The following is a 16,679-nucleotide window of genomic DNA, read 5'->3' as shown; positions in this document are numbered from 1 at the left end:
TACGCATGACTTGAATTATTTTTTATACTATTGAAACAATTTAGCTTTTTTTTCTACCTATTCATTAAAATTCACCTATGAAAAAATTCAATATAAGTGTTCTTGCCTTCGCAGGAATGGTCGCACTCAGCTCGTGCGCTACCAAAACACCACCCTCACCGGAAACTCCGGCTACTCCTATGGAAACACCAAAAGAAATTACAGACCACGGTTTAGACTTTACCACTTTCGATAAATCTGTACGCCCGCAGGATGATTTTTACAATTTCGTGAACGGGAACTGGATGAAAACAGCCGTGATCCCTTCGGATAAATCAACCTGGGGAAGTTTTAACAAACTTGCAGAAGACACCGACAATAATTCGATGACCATTCTGAATTCTCTTCTGAATGATAAATTTGCAGAAGGCAGCGAAGGTAAAAAAATTCAGGACCTGTACGCCACGTACATGGACATGGATAAACGAAATGCCGATGGTCTGGCACCAATCCAAAAGGATCTTACAAAGATCGACGCCATTAAAAATATGAGCGATCTGCAGAACTATCTCATCGAGGCGACAAAAATCGGCGAAAACCCTTTTTATGGCTGGGAAGTTCAAGGTGATCTGAAAGATTCTAAAATGAATGCAGTGTATATGGATGATGCTACGCTGGGAATGGGCAGGGATTATTACCAGAAGCAGAACACCAAGAATACCGAAGCTCTTGCAGAATACGCCAAATATGTAGCATCTATGCTGGATGTTTTGGGTTATAAAAATTCATCCGCCACAGCACAAAATATAGTAAACTTCGAGAAGAGCATCGCGCAGACTTACCTTACCAATGAGCAGATCCGTGATGCGACCTTGCAGTACAACCCCGAAACCCGCGCGCAACTTGCCAAGATGGTGAAGAATGTAGACCTGCCGAAATATCTTACGGCTGTTGGCGTTGATGCTGACCGGGTAATTGTAGGCGAACTGAAATATTATCAGAATTTAGATAAGTTTCTGAATACTAAAAATTTGCCGCTGATCAAAGACTATATGAAATTTCATAAGCTTTCAGGCAGTGCAAGCCATTTAAGCCAGGACCTGGATCAGAAGAAGTTTAATTTTTACGGTAAATATTTGCGTGGTCAGCAGGAACAGAGAGCACAGAACAAGCGTGGTTATGAACTCATTAACGGCGTTTTAGGCGAAGCTTTCGGGAAATTATACGTTGAGAAGTATTTCCCTGCAGAAGCCAAATCGCAGATGGTTGAACTCATCGGTTACCTGAAAAAAAGTTTCGCTTCGCACATCAACAATCTTGCATGGATGTCGCCGGTGACCAAAGAAAAAGCCCTGGCAAAACTCAATACATTCACCGTAAAAGTAGCTTACCCGGATAAGTGGAAAGACTACTCAAAACTTACCATAAACTCCGAGGCAGACGGTGGCTCGCTTTATCAAAACCTGCTGAACGTAGCAGCATGGCAGTATCAGAAAGATCTGGACAAGATCGGCAAACCGGTAGACAGAACAGAGTGGGGAATGACTCCGCAAACGGTGAATGCATACTATAATCCGCTTAATAACGAGATCGTTTTTCCTGCCGCAATACTTCAGCCGCCATTCTTTAATCCAAAAGCAGATGCGGCGGTAAATTTTGGTGGGATCGGTGCAGTGATCGGTCACGAGATGACACATGGTTTCGATGATTCCGGCGCGCAGTTCGATGCCGAAGGAAACCTTGTAGACTGGTGGACGCCTGCAGATAAAACCAATTTCGAAAAAGTCACCAAAGCCCTTGCGGCACAGTATGACAAATACGAACCTGTAAAAGGAACTTTCCTGAACGGTACTTTTACCAATGGCGAAAATATTGCTGATTTAGGAGGTGTTAATATTTCTTATGATGCACTTCAGATGTATCTTAAAGACCATGGTAATCCGGGACTGATCAGCGGTTACACACAGGATCAGCGTTTCTTTATGAACTGGGCTACTGTTTGGCGAACACTTCAAAAAGAAGCTGCACTTGTAAATCAGATCAAAACCAATGAACATTCACCGGGATTATACAGAGCTTTCGTTCCGCTCGTAAATACAGATGCTTTCTACAAAGCGTTTGATGTGAAGGAAGGCGATAAACTTTACAAAGCGCCGGAAGACAGAGTTAAGATCTGGTAAAATTTTTTTTAATTTAATAAATATATCACCCGCATTGCCGGGTGATTTTTTGTGAGCAGAAAATCGGTCGCCTGAGCTGCAGACCTTTCCACCAGACCTTTTTCTGCACCGAAAATTTCCCTATCTTTGATTTTAATCAAAAATGAACCACTACTTTATGAAAAAACTGACACTGGCGGTACTCGCTTTTTCGGGAATAGTATATCTTAATTCCTGTACCACGACTAAAAGCGCAACACCCGAAACTACGCAGTCTTCCGTAGGAAATGCAGAAGTTGCTGATGAAGGTCTGAACCTTTCATTTATGGATACAACTGTTCGCCCACAAGATGATTTCTTTAATTATGTTAATGGCAACTGGATGAAAACTGCAGAGATTCCTGCCGATAAATCAAGCTGGGGCAGCTTCAACGCGTTGCGCGAAGACGTGGACAACTCGTCGCTTGATATCCTGAATAAGATCCTTACGGATAAATTTGCACCCGATTCCGAAGGGCAGAAAATCCAGAACCTCTACGGCACTTTTATGGACTGGGACAAAAGAAATGCCGACGGAATAAATCCTATAAAAGCTGATCTTCAAAAGATCGATGATATTAAAAATGTAGCGCAACTCCAGAAATATCTTACCGAAGCTACTAAAACAGGCGATAATCCTTTTTACGCGTGGCGCGTGGGCGCAGATATGAAGAACTCAAACATGAACGCCGTGTATCTTGGCGGTGCATCTCTAGGTTTGGGCCGCGACTATTATCAGAAAGAAAACGAGGCTAACACCAAAACTTTAGCCGAATATAAAAATTACCTTGCCAAGCTTTTCGGCGCCGTAGGTTACAGCAACTCAGATCAGACTGCCCAGCGTGTGGTGGATTTTGAGAAAAAACTCGCGCAGGATCTGTTGACCAACGAGCAGAACCGCGATGCAAACCTTCGGTATAACCCGAAAACGCTGACCGAACTTTCAAAACTGGTCACGCATGTGAATTTGCCTGCGTATTTGAGCGATGCGGGTGTGAAAACTGATAAAGTGATCGTAAGCGAACTGAAGTATTATCAAAATATGGATTCGTGGATGAATGAGCGCACGCTTCCTCTGCTTAAAGAATATATGAAGGCACGCATGATCTCATCAAACGCGGGGAATCTCAGCAAAGATCTGGACGATATTTATTTTGATTTCTATTCGAAATATTTACAGGGACAGCAGGAGCAGCGAGCTATGAATAAACGTGGCTTGGGAGTGATCAATGGCGTTTTGGGCGAAGCATTCGGGAAATTATATGTGGAAAAATACTTTCCTGCCGAAGCTAAGCAGCAAATGGAAACCTACATCGATTATCTGAAGAAATCCTTCAAACAACATATTGCCGACAATGACTGGATGTCGCCTGAAACCAAAGTGAAAGCCCAGGAAAAACTTTCAAAATTCTCGGTAAAGATTGCATATCCGGATCAGTGGAAAGATTATTCTAAACTGACGCTTGCAGGTAAAGATGAAGGTGGAACTTACTATAAGAACCTACAGAATATCACTGCGTGGCAGTATGCCAAAAATCTTGCGAAAGTTGGTCAGCCTGTAGATAAAACCGAGTGGGGAATGTCGCCGCAAACAGTGAACGCGTATTACAGTGGTTCCAATAACGAAATTGTTTTCCCAGCCGCAATTTTACAGCCGCCTTTCTTTAACTTTAAGGCAGATCCGGCCGTGAATTTTGGAGGGATCGGTGCGGTGATTGGCCACGAAATTTCACACGGTTTCGATGATTCCGGCTCCCGCTTCGATGGTGATGGAAATCTGAATAACTGGTGGACTGATGTGGACCGTAAGAATTTCGATGCCAAAGTGGGTGAACTCGCAAACCAGTACAATGCTTATGAGCCTGTAAAAGGCAGTTTCATTAATGGGAAATTTACGAGCGGTGAAAACATTGGCGACCTTGGTGGTGTAGCAGTGGCTTATACTGCACTGCAGATGTACCTGAAAGATCATGGCAATCCCGGGAAGATCAGCGGATTTACGCAGGATCAGCGCTTCTTTATGAGTTGGGCCACAGTCTGGAGAACAAAATCTACGGAAAAATATATGGTAAACCAGGTGAAAACCGATCCACACTCGCCGGGATATTTCCGGGCTTTTGCACCGTTGGTAAATCAGGATGCGTTTTATACCGCCTTCGACATTAAACCGGGTGATGCGCTTTACAAAGCACCGGAACAAAGAATTAAGATCTGGTAAAATTTGAAACGTCTGAATTTTTTTCAGGCGTTTTTTTATTTGGTTGCTTTCGAAAATGAAGCTGCCGCTGATTAGATGTGATTTTTACGACAACACCTAATACGTAATAGTATTTGCGTTTGATGAAATTGTTTTTGAGAGAAACTAAACTTTAAAAATGCAAACTTTATTGAAAGTTACAAATATGTAGCGGTTGTGCGCCCATAAATTGAGTAATTTTGGTTGGCGCCAATAATCCTGAAAATCATTAAAAAATGGAAAACATTAAATCGGAGAAAAATATAAAACTCAATAACAGTGCAACACGCGATTTTCTGGCTGATGCTTTTTACCCTATAAACGAGCAAAAGCTGCCGCTCGTAATTTTTGCACACGGTTACAAAGGATATAAAGATTGGGGAGCCTGGGAGCTGATGGCGGAAAAATTTGCGGAAGCCGGCTTCTTTTTTGTGAAATTTAATTTTTCGCACAACGGAACCACGCCCGACAAACCCCAAGAATTTGCAGATCTTGAAGCTTTTGGAAATAATAACTTCAGTAAGGAAATGTCCGATTACGACACAGTTCTAAACCACTTTTTAAAGGAAGAAAATGTTGACGGGAATAAGGTCGCGGTGATCGGTCACAGCCGTGGCGGCGGCATAACGGTGATAAAAGCTTTTGAAGACGAGCGTGTAAAAGCACTTGTAACGCTGGCCGGCGTAAGTAATTTCCGTTACCGTTTCCCCTCGCAGCAGCGGTTTGACGACTGGAAAACCTCCGGCGTAATGTATTCTGAAAATAAAAGAACACACCAGCAGATGCCGCATTATTTTCAGTTTTTTGAAGATTTTGAGCAAAATGAAACCCGTTTCGATGTTCAGTACGCAGCGCAACATCTGGAAAAACCTTTTTTAATAATCCAGGGAACGGAAGATGATGCTGTAAAAGATAAGGAAGCTTTACTGCTCAACGAATGGTGCAAAACATCGGAACTTAAACTGATTGAAGGTGCGAATCACACATTTGGCGCTTCGGAACCATGGACAGAAAAATCGCTGCCTGCAGATCTGCAGACAGCGACTGAGCTTTCAATAGATTTCCTGAGGAAGCATCTTTAAACAGGTGCGGGGAAACCGGTTGAGGATTTTATTAATATCTCAGGAGCGCTCCCAAACCGTTCCAGTCTTTTAAGGAACCGGCTGGTAAAAAGACTGCGTCTCCACCTTTTTCGGTATTCATCTGAAGAAGATCATCGTAGATATCTGCAGTTGTGGCGCCAGAGAGCTTGTCATTTGAATTGAGCAGGGTTACAGCACTGTTTTCGACTTTTGCGGGTTGCGTGTTTTCCGCCTCTACGAATAATGTCTGCACGCGGCCTTCCTGCACGGCGCGGTAAATCTCGGTGATGTCGGTGATCAGGTTGTGCGCTATGGGATCATCTTTAACATTTTGCAACTTTTTCAGATTAGCATCCTTAATATGTTCCTTTACAAGTGGCCAGGCATTTTCTACGAGTGATTCGGCTTTTTCGTCAAGGCGGTTACCTTTTACAAAAGTCTGATAAATACTGTCTTTTTCATCAGCAATTTTTAAATATTCGTAATAATTTTCTTCTTCGCTGCAAATAAGAACGGGAAGCTTTTTCGTTGCACGGATCTTATTCACTTCTTTATCTGTCCGGTTGAAGAACTCTGCGATTAGATTGGTCTGTCGGTTCGCATTTGAACCTTCAACCCCAACTTCCGGTTGGAAGTCTGTATTGATGACAGGGAAGGGTTCAGTAAACTCCTTTACAAGCCGGCTGTTCTCAGCTTCCATAAAGCGTATTTTCTGCTGGCTTAAGACCAAAACGTAGTAGCCGGTTGTTTTATTCCGGGCACGCAGCAGGTCGCGGGTTGCAAATCGGTCACCGATAACAACACGGTTGGTTACACCAAACGGCAGGCGAACGTATTCCGAAATTCCGAGTTCTGCATTTACGAACAGCAACAGGCTTTCCAGGTTGTGCCGGTGATCGATCGCCGCTTCAAGATCTGTGAGTTTATCGAGGATTGAATCAGCGTCTTTTTTAGGCAAAGAATTCAGCAGCTGCTCTTCTGCATCTTTCAGTAAATTCTTAAGCAATAGTGGATCTTTCTCATTGTCCGGCAAAGTACGGTGCGTGTTTAAAATTATGGTGACACAGTTTTTAGCTTTCGCATTTTGCAGTTCATTAAATTTTGTATTCATACGGTAAATTTTTAAAAATGATTCAGAACCAAGTGTCTCTCACTTAATTCAACCGCTGGCCGGGCGCCTTCGGTAATATTTTTAATATACGAAATTTTTATGATATTTCCAAATCCGTTTGAAATTCAGTTTGTTACAATTGTATCACGGAAAAAATGGAATACGAAAATCATATCCGGCTGGTCATTTTTGAAAGCCGTGGATGTGCTTCTGTTCCTCTTTCTTCTGCTTTCTGTGCAGGATAACCATTACTACAGGAATGAGAAACAGCATCATACGGCCTATATTTACATCAAAGAAACCGACCAGCAGGGCAAAGGCAAAAACGGCCGGTATTGCGATGGCGCGCAGTTTCCCGAATTTTACATAGTTGGACGAAAATCCTTCGGCGGCTTTATTTTTTGGATCGAAAATGTAGCGGTTCAAAATATAATTCATCAGTCCGATCAAGCCGATATTGATGACGTATACACCGAATGGCGCAAGTAAGTTATTGTATTTCCCGGAAAAGGAATATTCACTGTAAACAGCCGTTGAAAAAGGCATTAAAGCTATTGTAAACAGAAAAACCAGATTGATCCAAACCAGTTTGGTAGAATTTCGAATTACATATCCGAAAATATTGTGATGCACGGTCCAATATAATCCGATGATGAAAAAACTCAGAATAAAGCCGCTGAGTTGGGGCAGTTCATGTGCTAAGGCAATCATGAAATTTTGGTCTGAAATGGCTCCTTCGATTTTTGGGACTTTTAGATCGATGACCAGTAATGTGATCGCAATGGCAAAAACGGCATCACTGAAAAATATGAGTCTTTCGACCTGAAAGTCGTGTTTCGCTGCTTGGTGTGGACGGTCTTTCATACGTGATTGCTTAATTTAAATAATGGATTTGCCGTCCTTCTGGCTGTTATTGCTGCTTTAAGGCCTGCCAGGCTTCATTGATTTTATGGTCAGCCAAAAGTTTTTGAGCCTCCCGGTGAATTTCTTCATCCGAAGAATATTTCCCGTCGGGCAGATTTTCGGTATTCGCGAGCATGCCGAGGTCATTTCCGGTGAAAATAGTACTGAACCTGATTTCCTGCGGCAATCTGTCGAAGCCTATGCCTTTCGTTATTAATGGTTTTGGAACTTCAAACAGGTTGTTTTCATTATTCCGGGCGTACCAGTTGCTGCCCAGGCGCGCCACAAGATCGAGTTTGATCTGGTCAAGTTTTCCGTTTTCATCTAAGTATTCTTCGCGAACGTGAATTTTCACAACTTCGCAGATGATCAGATTGCCTGCGCCGCCTTTTTTACCCAGATGTTTAACTTCCAGTACCTTACATTCCAGATTTACAGGGCATTCTTCGATGAGCTTTGGTGCTACAAGTTCCGCATCTTTCATGGTAAGTCCGGCTTTCACAAATTCATTCTGTTCTTTTGCATATTCGGTGGAAGCCAGTGAAATTTGCTGTACGATGCTGTAATTTACAATTCCTATAACGGCTTCCGGTACCTCCAGCACGTTTTCCAGCGTGTGTTTGGTGGTATTATCGCGCACTCTGCGCGCCGGCGAAAAAATAACTACCGGCGGATTTGAGCTGAACATATTGAAAAAGCTGAACGGACTCAGGTTGATGTGGCCATCTTTCCCAACCGTTGAAGCCAGCGCGATCGGGCGCGGTGCAATTGCGGTCTGAAGCAGAGTCTGAAGGTCGAAGTTATTTAAATCTTCAGGAGCGAGTGTTTTCATATTATGTACGGATTGTGTTGTTTTTAACACATGAGTCACATCAGGGCTTTTAGTTTTATGCTTTGAAAATATTGTAGTTCACATTACTGAAAATAGTCTCATTTTAGATTTGCGAAATAGCTACTAACGAAAGTTTCATGACCTTCGTAATATAAATTATTAACATTGAAATTAACTAAGATCGACTTGGGAACTTTTAATAAATTCATATAATTTATTGTTTGAGCACGATGAACATTATTTAAATCTGAAATGGATTTTATCTCTAACACAATTTGACCTTCTATTAAAAAATCACATTTTACGAAACATTTGATTATTTTTCCTTTATAATTTAATGGAATCTGAAGTTCAGATTGAAATGCCAATCCAAGTAATTCAAATTCTTTTTCTAAACACTCGTGATATACATTTTCGAAAAGCCCGGGACCCAAAATTTTATGAACTTCAATACAGGCACCTGTGATTTTGTATGTTAATTCATTGATATATTTCTGAGTTATCTCCATTGTAATGTGTGCTGATGTTTGCTGTAATAGAAACTTAGAAAAAACTTATGTGTAAAGCAAAACCTTTGTGGTTTCCTTAATTTGCCGGCAATATTTTTCCGGAAACCTCGCCAAAACCAACTCTTACGCCTTCCTTCTCTCCATAACCGCGCATGATTACCGTATCATTGTCATTGATAAATTTCCGTTCCTGGCCGTCTTCCAGGTACAATGGTTTTGTGCCGCGCCAGGTTAATTCGAGCATGGAGCCAAATGAATCTGGATTTTCGCCGGAAATTGTGCCCGACGCGTACATATCACCGACTTCCACATTACAGCCATTTACGGTGTGGTGGGCGAGTTGCTGCGCCATATTCCAGTACATAAATTTATAGTTGCTGCTGCTGATCAAGGTTTCTGCACCATTTTCTGGCTGTAAATAAACCTGCAGGTTGATGTCGAAGTTTTTGTCACCTTCAAATTTCAGGTAATCCAGTACTTCGGGGTTTTGAACCGGAGATGTGGTGCGGAAAGGGTCAAGCGCTTCCAGCGTCACTACCCAGGGCGATACGGAACTGCCAAAGTTTTTCCCGAGAAACGGACCTAAAGGAACGTATTCCCAACTTTGGATATCGCGTGCCGACCAGTCATTAAATAAAACCATGCCGAAAATTGCATCTTCAGCGTCTGCAACCGAAATACTGTCGCCCATCTCTGTATTGGTGTTGACAATAAAAGCCATTTCCAGTTCAAAATCCAATTGCCTGCATGCGCCAAATACCGGCGTGTCGGCTTCCGGTGGTTTCATCTGCCCTTTTGGGCGAATGATATCCGTGCCGGAAATGACGATAGAGGAAGCACGGCCATGATAACCGACCGGCAGATGTTTCCAGTTCGGCAGCAACGCATTGTCTTCGCCGCGAAACATTTTACCGACGTTGGTGGCATGTTCTATACTGCTGTAGAAATCGGTGTAATTCGGTACGTGCACCGGCATCATCATTTTTACCTGGCTTATATTGTAAAAGCATTCTGCGATGGTTTTTTCATCCGAAGCGAGTTTCGAGTCTTCGCCCAGAATTTCCTGAATTTTAAGGCGCACTGCGTTTGTCACCGGTTTTCCGAGTTCTATAAACTCATTCAGCGTGTATGATTCGAAAACATTTTCATCAAAACCTGCAATATCATCGAAAAAGCCATAATCATAAAGCGTGGCCAGATCGATCACCATATCGCCGATCCTTGTACAGCAAGCAATATATTCATTTTCGAAAACCGCAACGCCAAAAGGGATATTGTGAATTGAAAAGTCTGAGTCTGAACTGTAGTTTATAAATGATCTCATTGATATTTTTATTTTTAAAAGTAAAGGTTCAGAGTACAGATGCAATTGTAATCTAAACCTTTTTAGTTATTGAAGAGTTTTATTTTTTAGTGAGGGCGCTTTCTTCAACCCAGCGATCCTTTGTATTAACATCTACTAAATAAAGGATTTTCTTCTGCTTAGTCATCAGCAGCGTTTTGGTCACCGGAAGCGCAATTTTCTCACCTTCCAGTTTATCTGCACGCAGTGAAATGAGATTGTGTTCCGTGCGCACCACGTCACCGGAAAATACGTTCGACGAACTCTCACCGGTTTTCTTATCATCAAACATTTCGACATACGTCGCCAAATTACCTTTGATGATGATGAAACTCCGTTCTGTATGGTCATCGAAATCCTTAATCAAAACAAATTTCGCATCGTCGATATTTACATCTTTCAGATCTTGATTAATACCTCTGCGCGCCTCCAGACGGTCCAGTATCGCATTTACGGTACCATATTGCGCACTTGCCATTCCTGCACAAATGCAGAATATAGTTAGCGAAAGTATTTTTTTCATAATAATTGTATTTGAGCTGAAAGTCGTGTGATACCGAAACCTGCGGGTTAGTTTTTATTAAAGATTCCCTCTGCGTTCCTGTTCTTTTTCCAAAGCTTCGAACAAGGCCTTGAAATTTCCCGCGCCAAAACTCTGCGCACCATGCCGCTCGATGATCTCATAGAAAAGTGTGGGGCGGTCCTCCACAGGTTTTGTAAAGATCTGAAGCAGATAACCTTCTTCGTCACAGTCGATCAGGATTCCCAGGTCGGAAAGTGTTTTAATATCTTCATCGATCGTGCCCACACGCTCGGGAACCATGTCGTAGTATGCATCCGGCGGCGCAGGTAAAAATTCTATGCCGCGGGCTTTGAGTTCGGTCACGGTTTTTACGATATCTTTCGTAGCTACCGCAATGTGCTGCACGCCTTCACCTTCGTAAAAATCCAGATATTCCTCTACCTGAGATTTTCTTTTTCCTTCCGCGGGCTCATTTATCGGGAACTTTGCAAAACCATTACCGTTGCTCATGACTTTTGACATGAGGGCAGAATATTCGGTGTTGATCTGTTTGTCATCAAAACTTAAAATATTTACAAATCCCATCACGTCTTCATACCATTTCACCACGGGAATCATGCGGTTCCAATCTACATTTCCCACGCAGTGATCCACGTAGAGCAGTCCTACCTCGGTTGGGTTATATGCGCTTTCCCACTTTCTGAAACCCGGCATAAATTCGCCGTTATAGTTTTTCCTTTCGATAAACATGTGCACGGTTTCACCGTAAGTATAGATCCCCGACATACGGACTTCACCGTGTTCGTCGGTAATAGTTTTAGGTTCAAGGTAAGGTTTTGCACCGCGCCTGGTGGTTTCTTCAAAAGCGGAGTAAGCGTCATCAACCCAAAGTGCCAGAACTTTCACACCATCGCCATGTTTTTTCTGATGTTCGCAGATCGGGGAGTCAGAATTTAAACCGGAAGTGAGTACAAGCCGAATCTTGCCCTGCTGTACCACATAGGAAGCCCTGTCGCGAACACCCGTTTCAGGACCTGCATAAGCGACCGACTGAAAGCCGAAAGCGGTTTTGTAAAAGTGAGCCGCCTGCTTGGCGTTTCCTACATAAAATTCAATATAATCTGTTCCGTTGATCGGAAGGAAATTCTCTGCCTGTGCTATTTTTTCGGCGAAAGTAAGTGTTGACATTTTCATATTTTTAGATATGCCAAAGTACAAAAATTTTGGGTTTTATAAAAACACATCCTATTCGCCCACGGAAAAAGGTACTGTGTACATCCAAAAATACATCCTTGCGATGACCGTGAAATGCGCGCTTCGGGAAAATATTTGCGTTATCTTTTCTTTAAAGGATTGCAGCAATAATAGGTGGTGCCACCTAATGTATTGAGTTTTATAAACAAAAAATCCTGAAAACAGTTCAGGATTTGGTCGGTCAGCATTTGAATCTTTCGCAAGTCGCCTTCTCCAGCATTTCACGGTCATCGGGGTGGGAAATGCTGATAAGTGCTTTCGCTCTTTGTTTTAAACTTTTGCCGTAGAGATTTACCGCACCAAATTCGGTAACAACCCAGTGGATATGACCTCTTGTGGTTACAACGCCGGCGCCGGGTTTTAAAAACGGTACGATCCGCGGCACACCTTTTTTTGTTCTGGAGGAAATCGCAATAATGGGTTTTCCACCTTCTGAAAGCGCAGCACCACGCATAAAATCCATTTGCCCGCCAATTCCGCTGAACTGAAAGGTTCCTATGGAATCTGCGCAAACCTGACCTGTCAGATCGATCTCTATTGCAGAGTTGATCGCCACCATTTTTTTATTTTTCATAATGTTGATGGGATAATTCACGTGCTCCACATCCATAAAAGAAAAGGCAGGATTGTCATTAATATAATCGTATAATTTCCGGGTGCCAAAAGCAAAACTCGTAATCGTTCTGTTACTGTGGGTGCCCTTGTACTTATTGTTTACAATATCTTTTGCCACAAGATCTACAATTCCGTCGCTGATCATTTCGGTATGAATGCCGAGATCTTTGTGATTGTGCAGGCATTTCAAAACCGCATCCGGAATAGTGCCGATCCCCATTTGCAGCGTTGAGCGGTCGTCGATGAGTTCCGCTACATTTCTGCCGATCTGCAGTTCTTCTTCGCCTACTTTTGCGCCATAGTCTACAGTCAGGAGTTCTTCTTCGTGCCAAACCAGTTTATCAATTTTAGAAATGTGAATCATACCGTCGCCATGAGTCCTAGGCATGCGTGGATTTACCTGAGCAATGACAGTCTTTGCCGTGTCTACAGCGCTTCGGGCTACATCCACGGACGTGCCGAGCGTGCAGTAACCATGCTGGTCTGGTGGCGAAACCGTAACCATTGCCACGTCTAAGGGAAGAATGTCTTTTTTAAAAAGTGTAGGGATCTCACTTAAAAAAACCGGAACAAAATCGCCGCGTTCGGAGTTTACAGCCTCGCGTACTGGCGTGGACACAAAAAGTGAATTGATATAAAAACTGTCTTTATACTGCGGTTTTGTGATCTCCACATTTCCCTGCTGCGTGATGGAAACGAACTCCACGTCCCGCAGGCGCGGTGCCTGGCGGGCAAGTTCATCTATAAAAAGATTCGGGGTGCAGGCACTGCCATGAGAAAAAAGACGGTTGCCAGTTTGTATAAGTGAAACAGCTTCCTCGGCACTGACGTATTGACTCATTGTAATATTTTAAGGTTAATGATTTACTAATTAGTTTCAAATTTACTTATAATTGCCGCAAGCCGAAATGAGGAAAATCAGTTTTCCCGAACTTTTCAGCTTTATTTTTCAGCCTGAAATTTTTAAAAATAAAAAAAGCCAACAGCAGATGTCGGCTTTGGTTTTTCGGTTTTCTTATTCCTGTGAGCGGTCTTCCAGCTGATTTTCCTCCTTATCCAGCCACGAAGTCTTGTACGTGGGATCTTCAACTTTTATCGCTTCTTCCGTCAACTGAAAAGGTCTGAAAGGATCGACCATCACCGCATATTCCTCAGTGGATTTCTTGCCGATGCTTCTTTCCATAGCGCCGGGGTGAGGACCGTGAACAATACCGCCCGGGTGCAGCGTAAAATCCATCAGATCAATATGATTGCGGCTCATAAAATCACCTTCTGTATAAAAGAGAACTTCGTCGGAATCGATGTTGGAGTGGTTGTAAGGCGCCGGAATTGCCTGCGGATGGTAGTCATACATTCTTGCACAGAAGGAGCACACCACAAAATTGTGCGCTTCAAAAGTCTGGTGGATCGGCGGCGGTAAGTGAACGCGACCGGTGATCGGCTCGAAGTTTTTGATATTGAATTTAAACGGGTAAAAATATCCGTCCCAGCCGACAACATCAAAAGGATGTGTGGCATAAATAAAATCCCAGACCTGGTTTTCTTTTTTTACTTTAATGAGGAAATTTCCTTTTTCATCGATGGGTTCCACAAAAGTCGGCGGCACAATATCCCGCTCGCAGAAGGGCGAATGTTCCAGCAGCTGACCAAACTCATTTCTGTAGCGTTTTGGCGTATATATCGGCGAATGACTTTCAATAAAGAGAAATACATTTTTCTCGGTATGAAAATCCATCTGGTAAATGGTTCCCCGCGGAATAATCAGATAATCGCCCACCGAAAACTCGAGATTTCCCACAAAAGTTTTTAAGGTGCCGCTTCCCTCGTGCACGAAAAAGAGCTCATCGCACTCGGCATTTTTATAAAAGTAATCAGGGGATTTTCTCGGTTTTGCCAAACCCATTTTCAGGTCACTGTTCAGCATCATCACTTTGCGGCTTTCCAGAAAATCGTCTTCAGCCGTCACATTCATACCTTTGAACATGCGGGGCGTCACATTTTTTGCAACTGCAATTTTGGGCGTTACATCCTTTGGTTCGCTGATCGACCTGATTTGCGTAGGTCTGTGAATATGGTAAAGCAGAGACGAAATACCATGGAAACCTTCGGTACCGAAAAGCTGTTCGTAGTAGAATTTATCGTCGTCGGATTTAAATATGGTATGTCTTTTCTGGGGAAATTTCCCGGAATGGTGATATCTCATTTTGTTTGATTTTGAGGTAAGGTAAATTTACTGAAAATTTCAAACTTCAATAAGACAATTACAAAGAGCTTTAAAGTCTTACTCGAAAGTCAGCAGAACCTCGAAAAAATCGCCGGCCAAAACTCCAAATTGCTGGAGTAATATCTGTATGCCGTCGAAATTTTGAAAAAGGATTTCCTCTTTTGTGGCAAGTGGAACGGGACCCATTTCGGTACTGAGAAAAAACCGGCCGTTTTTATTTTCAACTGTTGCCGCAGAAAAAGGGAGTTTCCGGAAGAAATTCGCTGAATCATCCAGATCATTTTCCATCGTAAGTGGAAAAATAAGTGCGCCACCAGGTGTAATGTTTCTGGAAACCGAAAGTATATCCTCAACAGACATTTCATTCGACGCAAACATAATTGTGGGCTCAAACTGTGCGGCTTTATATACATCTGCTGTTTCCAGGATTACAAAATCGTTTTCCTCTTTTTTAAAAGTTCCATCAGCTAAAAAAAAATCAACGTTCCGGCCGGCGTCTGCTAAAGTTTGAAGTACGAGCTTTGAGATGGAAGAATGCGTACTGTAAATCAATACGCGCGTTTTACCGGAAGAATAATCGAGGATGTTCGAGAGCGTCGCCATAAATCTGTTATTTATTTTGGGCAGAAGCGGGAACGTGGGCTTCGATAACCTGGCGGAATACTGCAACTACATTTTCCCAGCGCGGTTTATCCTTTTCCATGATAAATGAAGCATCGCTTTTTACTGAAGAGTTATCGCCGTGTTTTACCTTAATTATCGTCGAGATATTGTCGTAAACCTTTTTATAATCTTCCTGAATGCTGCGGAATTTATTCGCGCTGATCGCAGTCTGAATATCCGACAGTTCCTGCGCGGTGACCTTAAAATCTTTTTTGTATTTCTTTCCCTGACCTTCAAACATATAATGCGCTGAATTTCCCTTGATGTAAAGGTTTTCGTAGATCGGTGCAATACCGCCGCTTCTTGCATAACTGTAATCGAAATCCGAATACTTCTTCTGACTTGTACAACCTGCCAATAATAAGGTTAAAAAAACAAAAATTAGGTTCTTCATTTGCTGTTGTTTATTGTTCAGTCTCCTGTTTCTGGGCTTTAAGCTCCAGATCGTAATCATGTAAAACGTTAAATTCCTCGGTTTGTTCTATAGCGACCATGATTTTTTTCATGATGCTGTGTGCATCATCTTTGTCATAATCAATGTCGAGCGGTTTTTTAAACTCCATGGTAGGTTTTACGCCGGTCACTTTTACGCGCAAACCTTTCTTATCAAAAGCACGGCGAAAACCGTCGATCTTTATGGGTATTACTAATGGTCTCTGGTTTTTTACAAGTTTCGCTGTTCCTTTTCGGCCTTGTGCGTAAGCGGAAGTTGTTCCCTGCGGGAAGGTGATCACCCAACCATTATCCAGCGCTTTCATTATATTTTCTACTTCCGTCAGGTCGACCATTCTGTTCACATCGTGACCTTCAGCGCGCCATGTTCTTTTTACGGTCACTGCGCCGGCAAGTTTAAATATCTTGGTCATCAGCCCTTTATTCATGGTTTCTTCCGCAGCAACATAATAGAAATCCACTTTGGGATTCAGCAGATAAATCGGATTCTTGATGGTGTTGAGGTAACCGTTGTTTACCGCGCAGAAAGCGTGGTACATGGCCGCAACATCCGCAAAGTATGTTTGGTGATTGGAGACAAAGAGTACGTTGGAATCCGGCAGGTCTACCAGATTTTCGGTTCCGCTGATCTTAAGTTTGTTAAAACCGTTGAACCTTCTGTAAGAAATCATTCCCAAAACGAAAATGATCAGTCTTTTCAGGAAATAAATATTACCGAATGCATCGGTAAAAATGTTTTTCTTCGCCATAAGCCG

General features: G+C 42.6%; 15 protein-coding genes. 3 read left to right on the top strand and 12 right to left on the bottom strand.

The features are described from left to right. Nucleotides 1-77 precede the first annotated feature (77 nt). From H562_RS0111895 to H562_RS0111880, 3 genes are all read left to right on the top strand, one after another. Nucleotides 78-2,159, top strand: a complete 2,082-nt coding sequence (locus tag H562_RS0111895) for a M13 family metallopeptidase (RefSeq protein WP_027377705.1) — start codon at nucleotides 78-80, stop codon at nucleotides 2,157-2,159. Between the two features lie 157 nt (nucleotides 2,160-2,316). Beyond that, the gene (locus H562_RS0111885; RefSeq protein ID WP_027377704.1) at nucleotides 2,317-4,395 is read left to right on the top strand and encodes a M13 family metallopeptidase; all 2,079 of its coding nucleotides are present in this window, start codon (nucleotides 2,317-2,319) and stop codon (nucleotides 4,393-4,395) included. Nucleotides 4,396-4,649: 254 nt separating this feature from the next. Then, entirely contained in the window at nucleotides 4,650-5,495 is an 846-nt protein-coding gene (locus H562_RS0111880; protein WP_051190494.1) for an alpha/beta hydrolase family protein, read from the top strand. A gap of 31 nt (nucleotides 5,496-5,526) precedes the next feature. On the opposite strand, the gene H562_RS0111875 is transcribed toward H562_RS0111880, so the two are convergent. From H562_RS0111875 to H562_RS0111815, 12 genes are all read right to left on the bottom strand, one after another. Beyond that, nucleotides 5,527-6,606: an AOC03_06830 family ribosome hibernation factor gene (locus H562_RS0111875; RefSeq protein WP_027377702.1), complete on the bottom strand. Its 1,080-nt coding sequence runs from the start codon at nucleotides 6,604-6,606 to the stop codon at nucleotides 5,527-5,529. A 183-nt stretch (nucleotides 6,607-6,789) separates the two neighbouring features. After that, nucleotides 6,790-7,470 carry a TMEM175 family protein gene (locus H562_RS15425; RefSeq protein ID WP_051190493.1) on the bottom strand — a complete coding sequence of 227 codons (681 nt, stop codon included), beginning with the start codon at nucleotides 7,468-7,470 and terminating at the stop codon, nucleotides 6,790-6,792. A gap of 46 nt (nucleotides 7,471-7,516) precedes the next feature. Next, on the bottom strand, nucleotides 7,517-8,341 hold the full coding sequence (locus H562_RS0111865; RefSeq protein ID WP_027377701.1) for a flavin reductase family protein: 825 nt from the start codon (nucleotides 8,339-8,341) through the stop codon (nucleotides 7,517-7,519). A 98-nt stretch (nucleotides 8,342-8,439) separates the two neighbouring features. Continuing rightward, nucleotides 8,440-8,850: a GxxExxY protein gene (locus H562_RS0111860; protein WP_027377700.1), complete on the bottom strand. Its 411-nt coding sequence runs from the start codon at nucleotides 8,848-8,850 to the stop codon at nucleotides 8,440-8,442. A 76-nt stretch (nucleotides 8,851-8,926) separates the two neighbouring features. Further along, nucleotides 8,927-10,174: a fumarylacetoacetase gene (fahA, locus tag H562_RS0111855; protein ID WP_027377699.1), complete on the bottom strand. Its 1,248-nt coding sequence runs from the start codon at nucleotides 10,172-10,174 to the stop codon at nucleotides 8,927-8,929. 79 nt (nucleotides 10,175-10,253) lie between these two features. Beyond that, complete coding sequence (locus tag H562_RS0111850) at nucleotides 10,254-10,715, bottom strand: hypothetical protein (RefSeq protein WP_027377698.1); 462 nt, start codon at nucleotides 10,713-10,715, stop codon at nucleotides 10,254-10,256. 57 nt (nucleotides 10,716-10,772) lie between these two features. Beyond that, complete coding sequence (gene hppD / locus H562_RS0111845; protein WP_027377697.1) at nucleotides 10,773-11,903, bottom strand: 4-hydroxyphenylpyruvate dioxygenase; 1,131 nt, start codon at nucleotides 11,901-11,903, stop codon at nucleotides 10,773-10,775. Nucleotides 11,904-12,150: 247 nt separating this feature from the next. Further along, a complete protein-coding gene (locus H562_RS0111840) occupies nucleotides 12,151-13,425 on the bottom strand; it encodes an acetyl-CoA hydrolase/transferase family protein (protein WP_027377696.1) in 1,275 nt (424 codons plus the stop codon). A 174-nt stretch (nucleotides 13,426-13,599) separates the two neighbouring features. Next, a complete protein-coding gene (locus H562_RS0111830) occupies nucleotides 13,600-14,787 on the bottom strand; it encodes a homogentisate 1,2-dioxygenase (RefSeq protein WP_027377695.1) in 1,188 nt (395 codons plus the stop codon). Nucleotides 14,788-14,865: 78 nt separating this feature from the next. Then, entirely contained in the window at nucleotides 14,866-15,411 is a 546-nt protein-coding gene (locus H562_RS0111825) for a hypothetical protein (protein ID WP_027377694.1), read from the bottom strand. Nucleotides 15,412-15,418: 7 nt separating this feature from the next. After that, on the bottom strand, nucleotides 15,419-15,865 hold the full coding sequence (locus H562_RS0111820; protein WP_027377693.1) for a hypothetical protein: 447 nt from the start codon (nucleotides 15,863-15,865) through the stop codon (nucleotides 15,419-15,421). A gap of 10 nt (nucleotides 15,866-15,875) precedes the next feature. Then, on the bottom strand, nucleotides 15,876-16,673 hold the full coding sequence (locus H562_RS0111815; RefSeq protein ID WP_027377692.1) for a lysophospholipid acyltransferase family protein: 798 nt from the start codon (nucleotides 16,671-16,673) through the stop codon (nucleotides 15,876-15,878). Nucleotides 16,674-16,679: the final 6 nt, after the last annotated feature.

This window comes from Kaistella palustris DSM 21579 (genome assembly GCF_000422265.1).
In the GTDB taxonomy this organism is placed as follows: domain Bacteria; phylum Bacteroidota; class Bacteroidia; order Flavobacteriales; family Weeksellaceae; genus Kaistella; species Kaistella palustris.
Note: the sequence above shows the minus strand (reverse complement) of the source record. Positions and strands in the feature narration are given on the sequence as shown.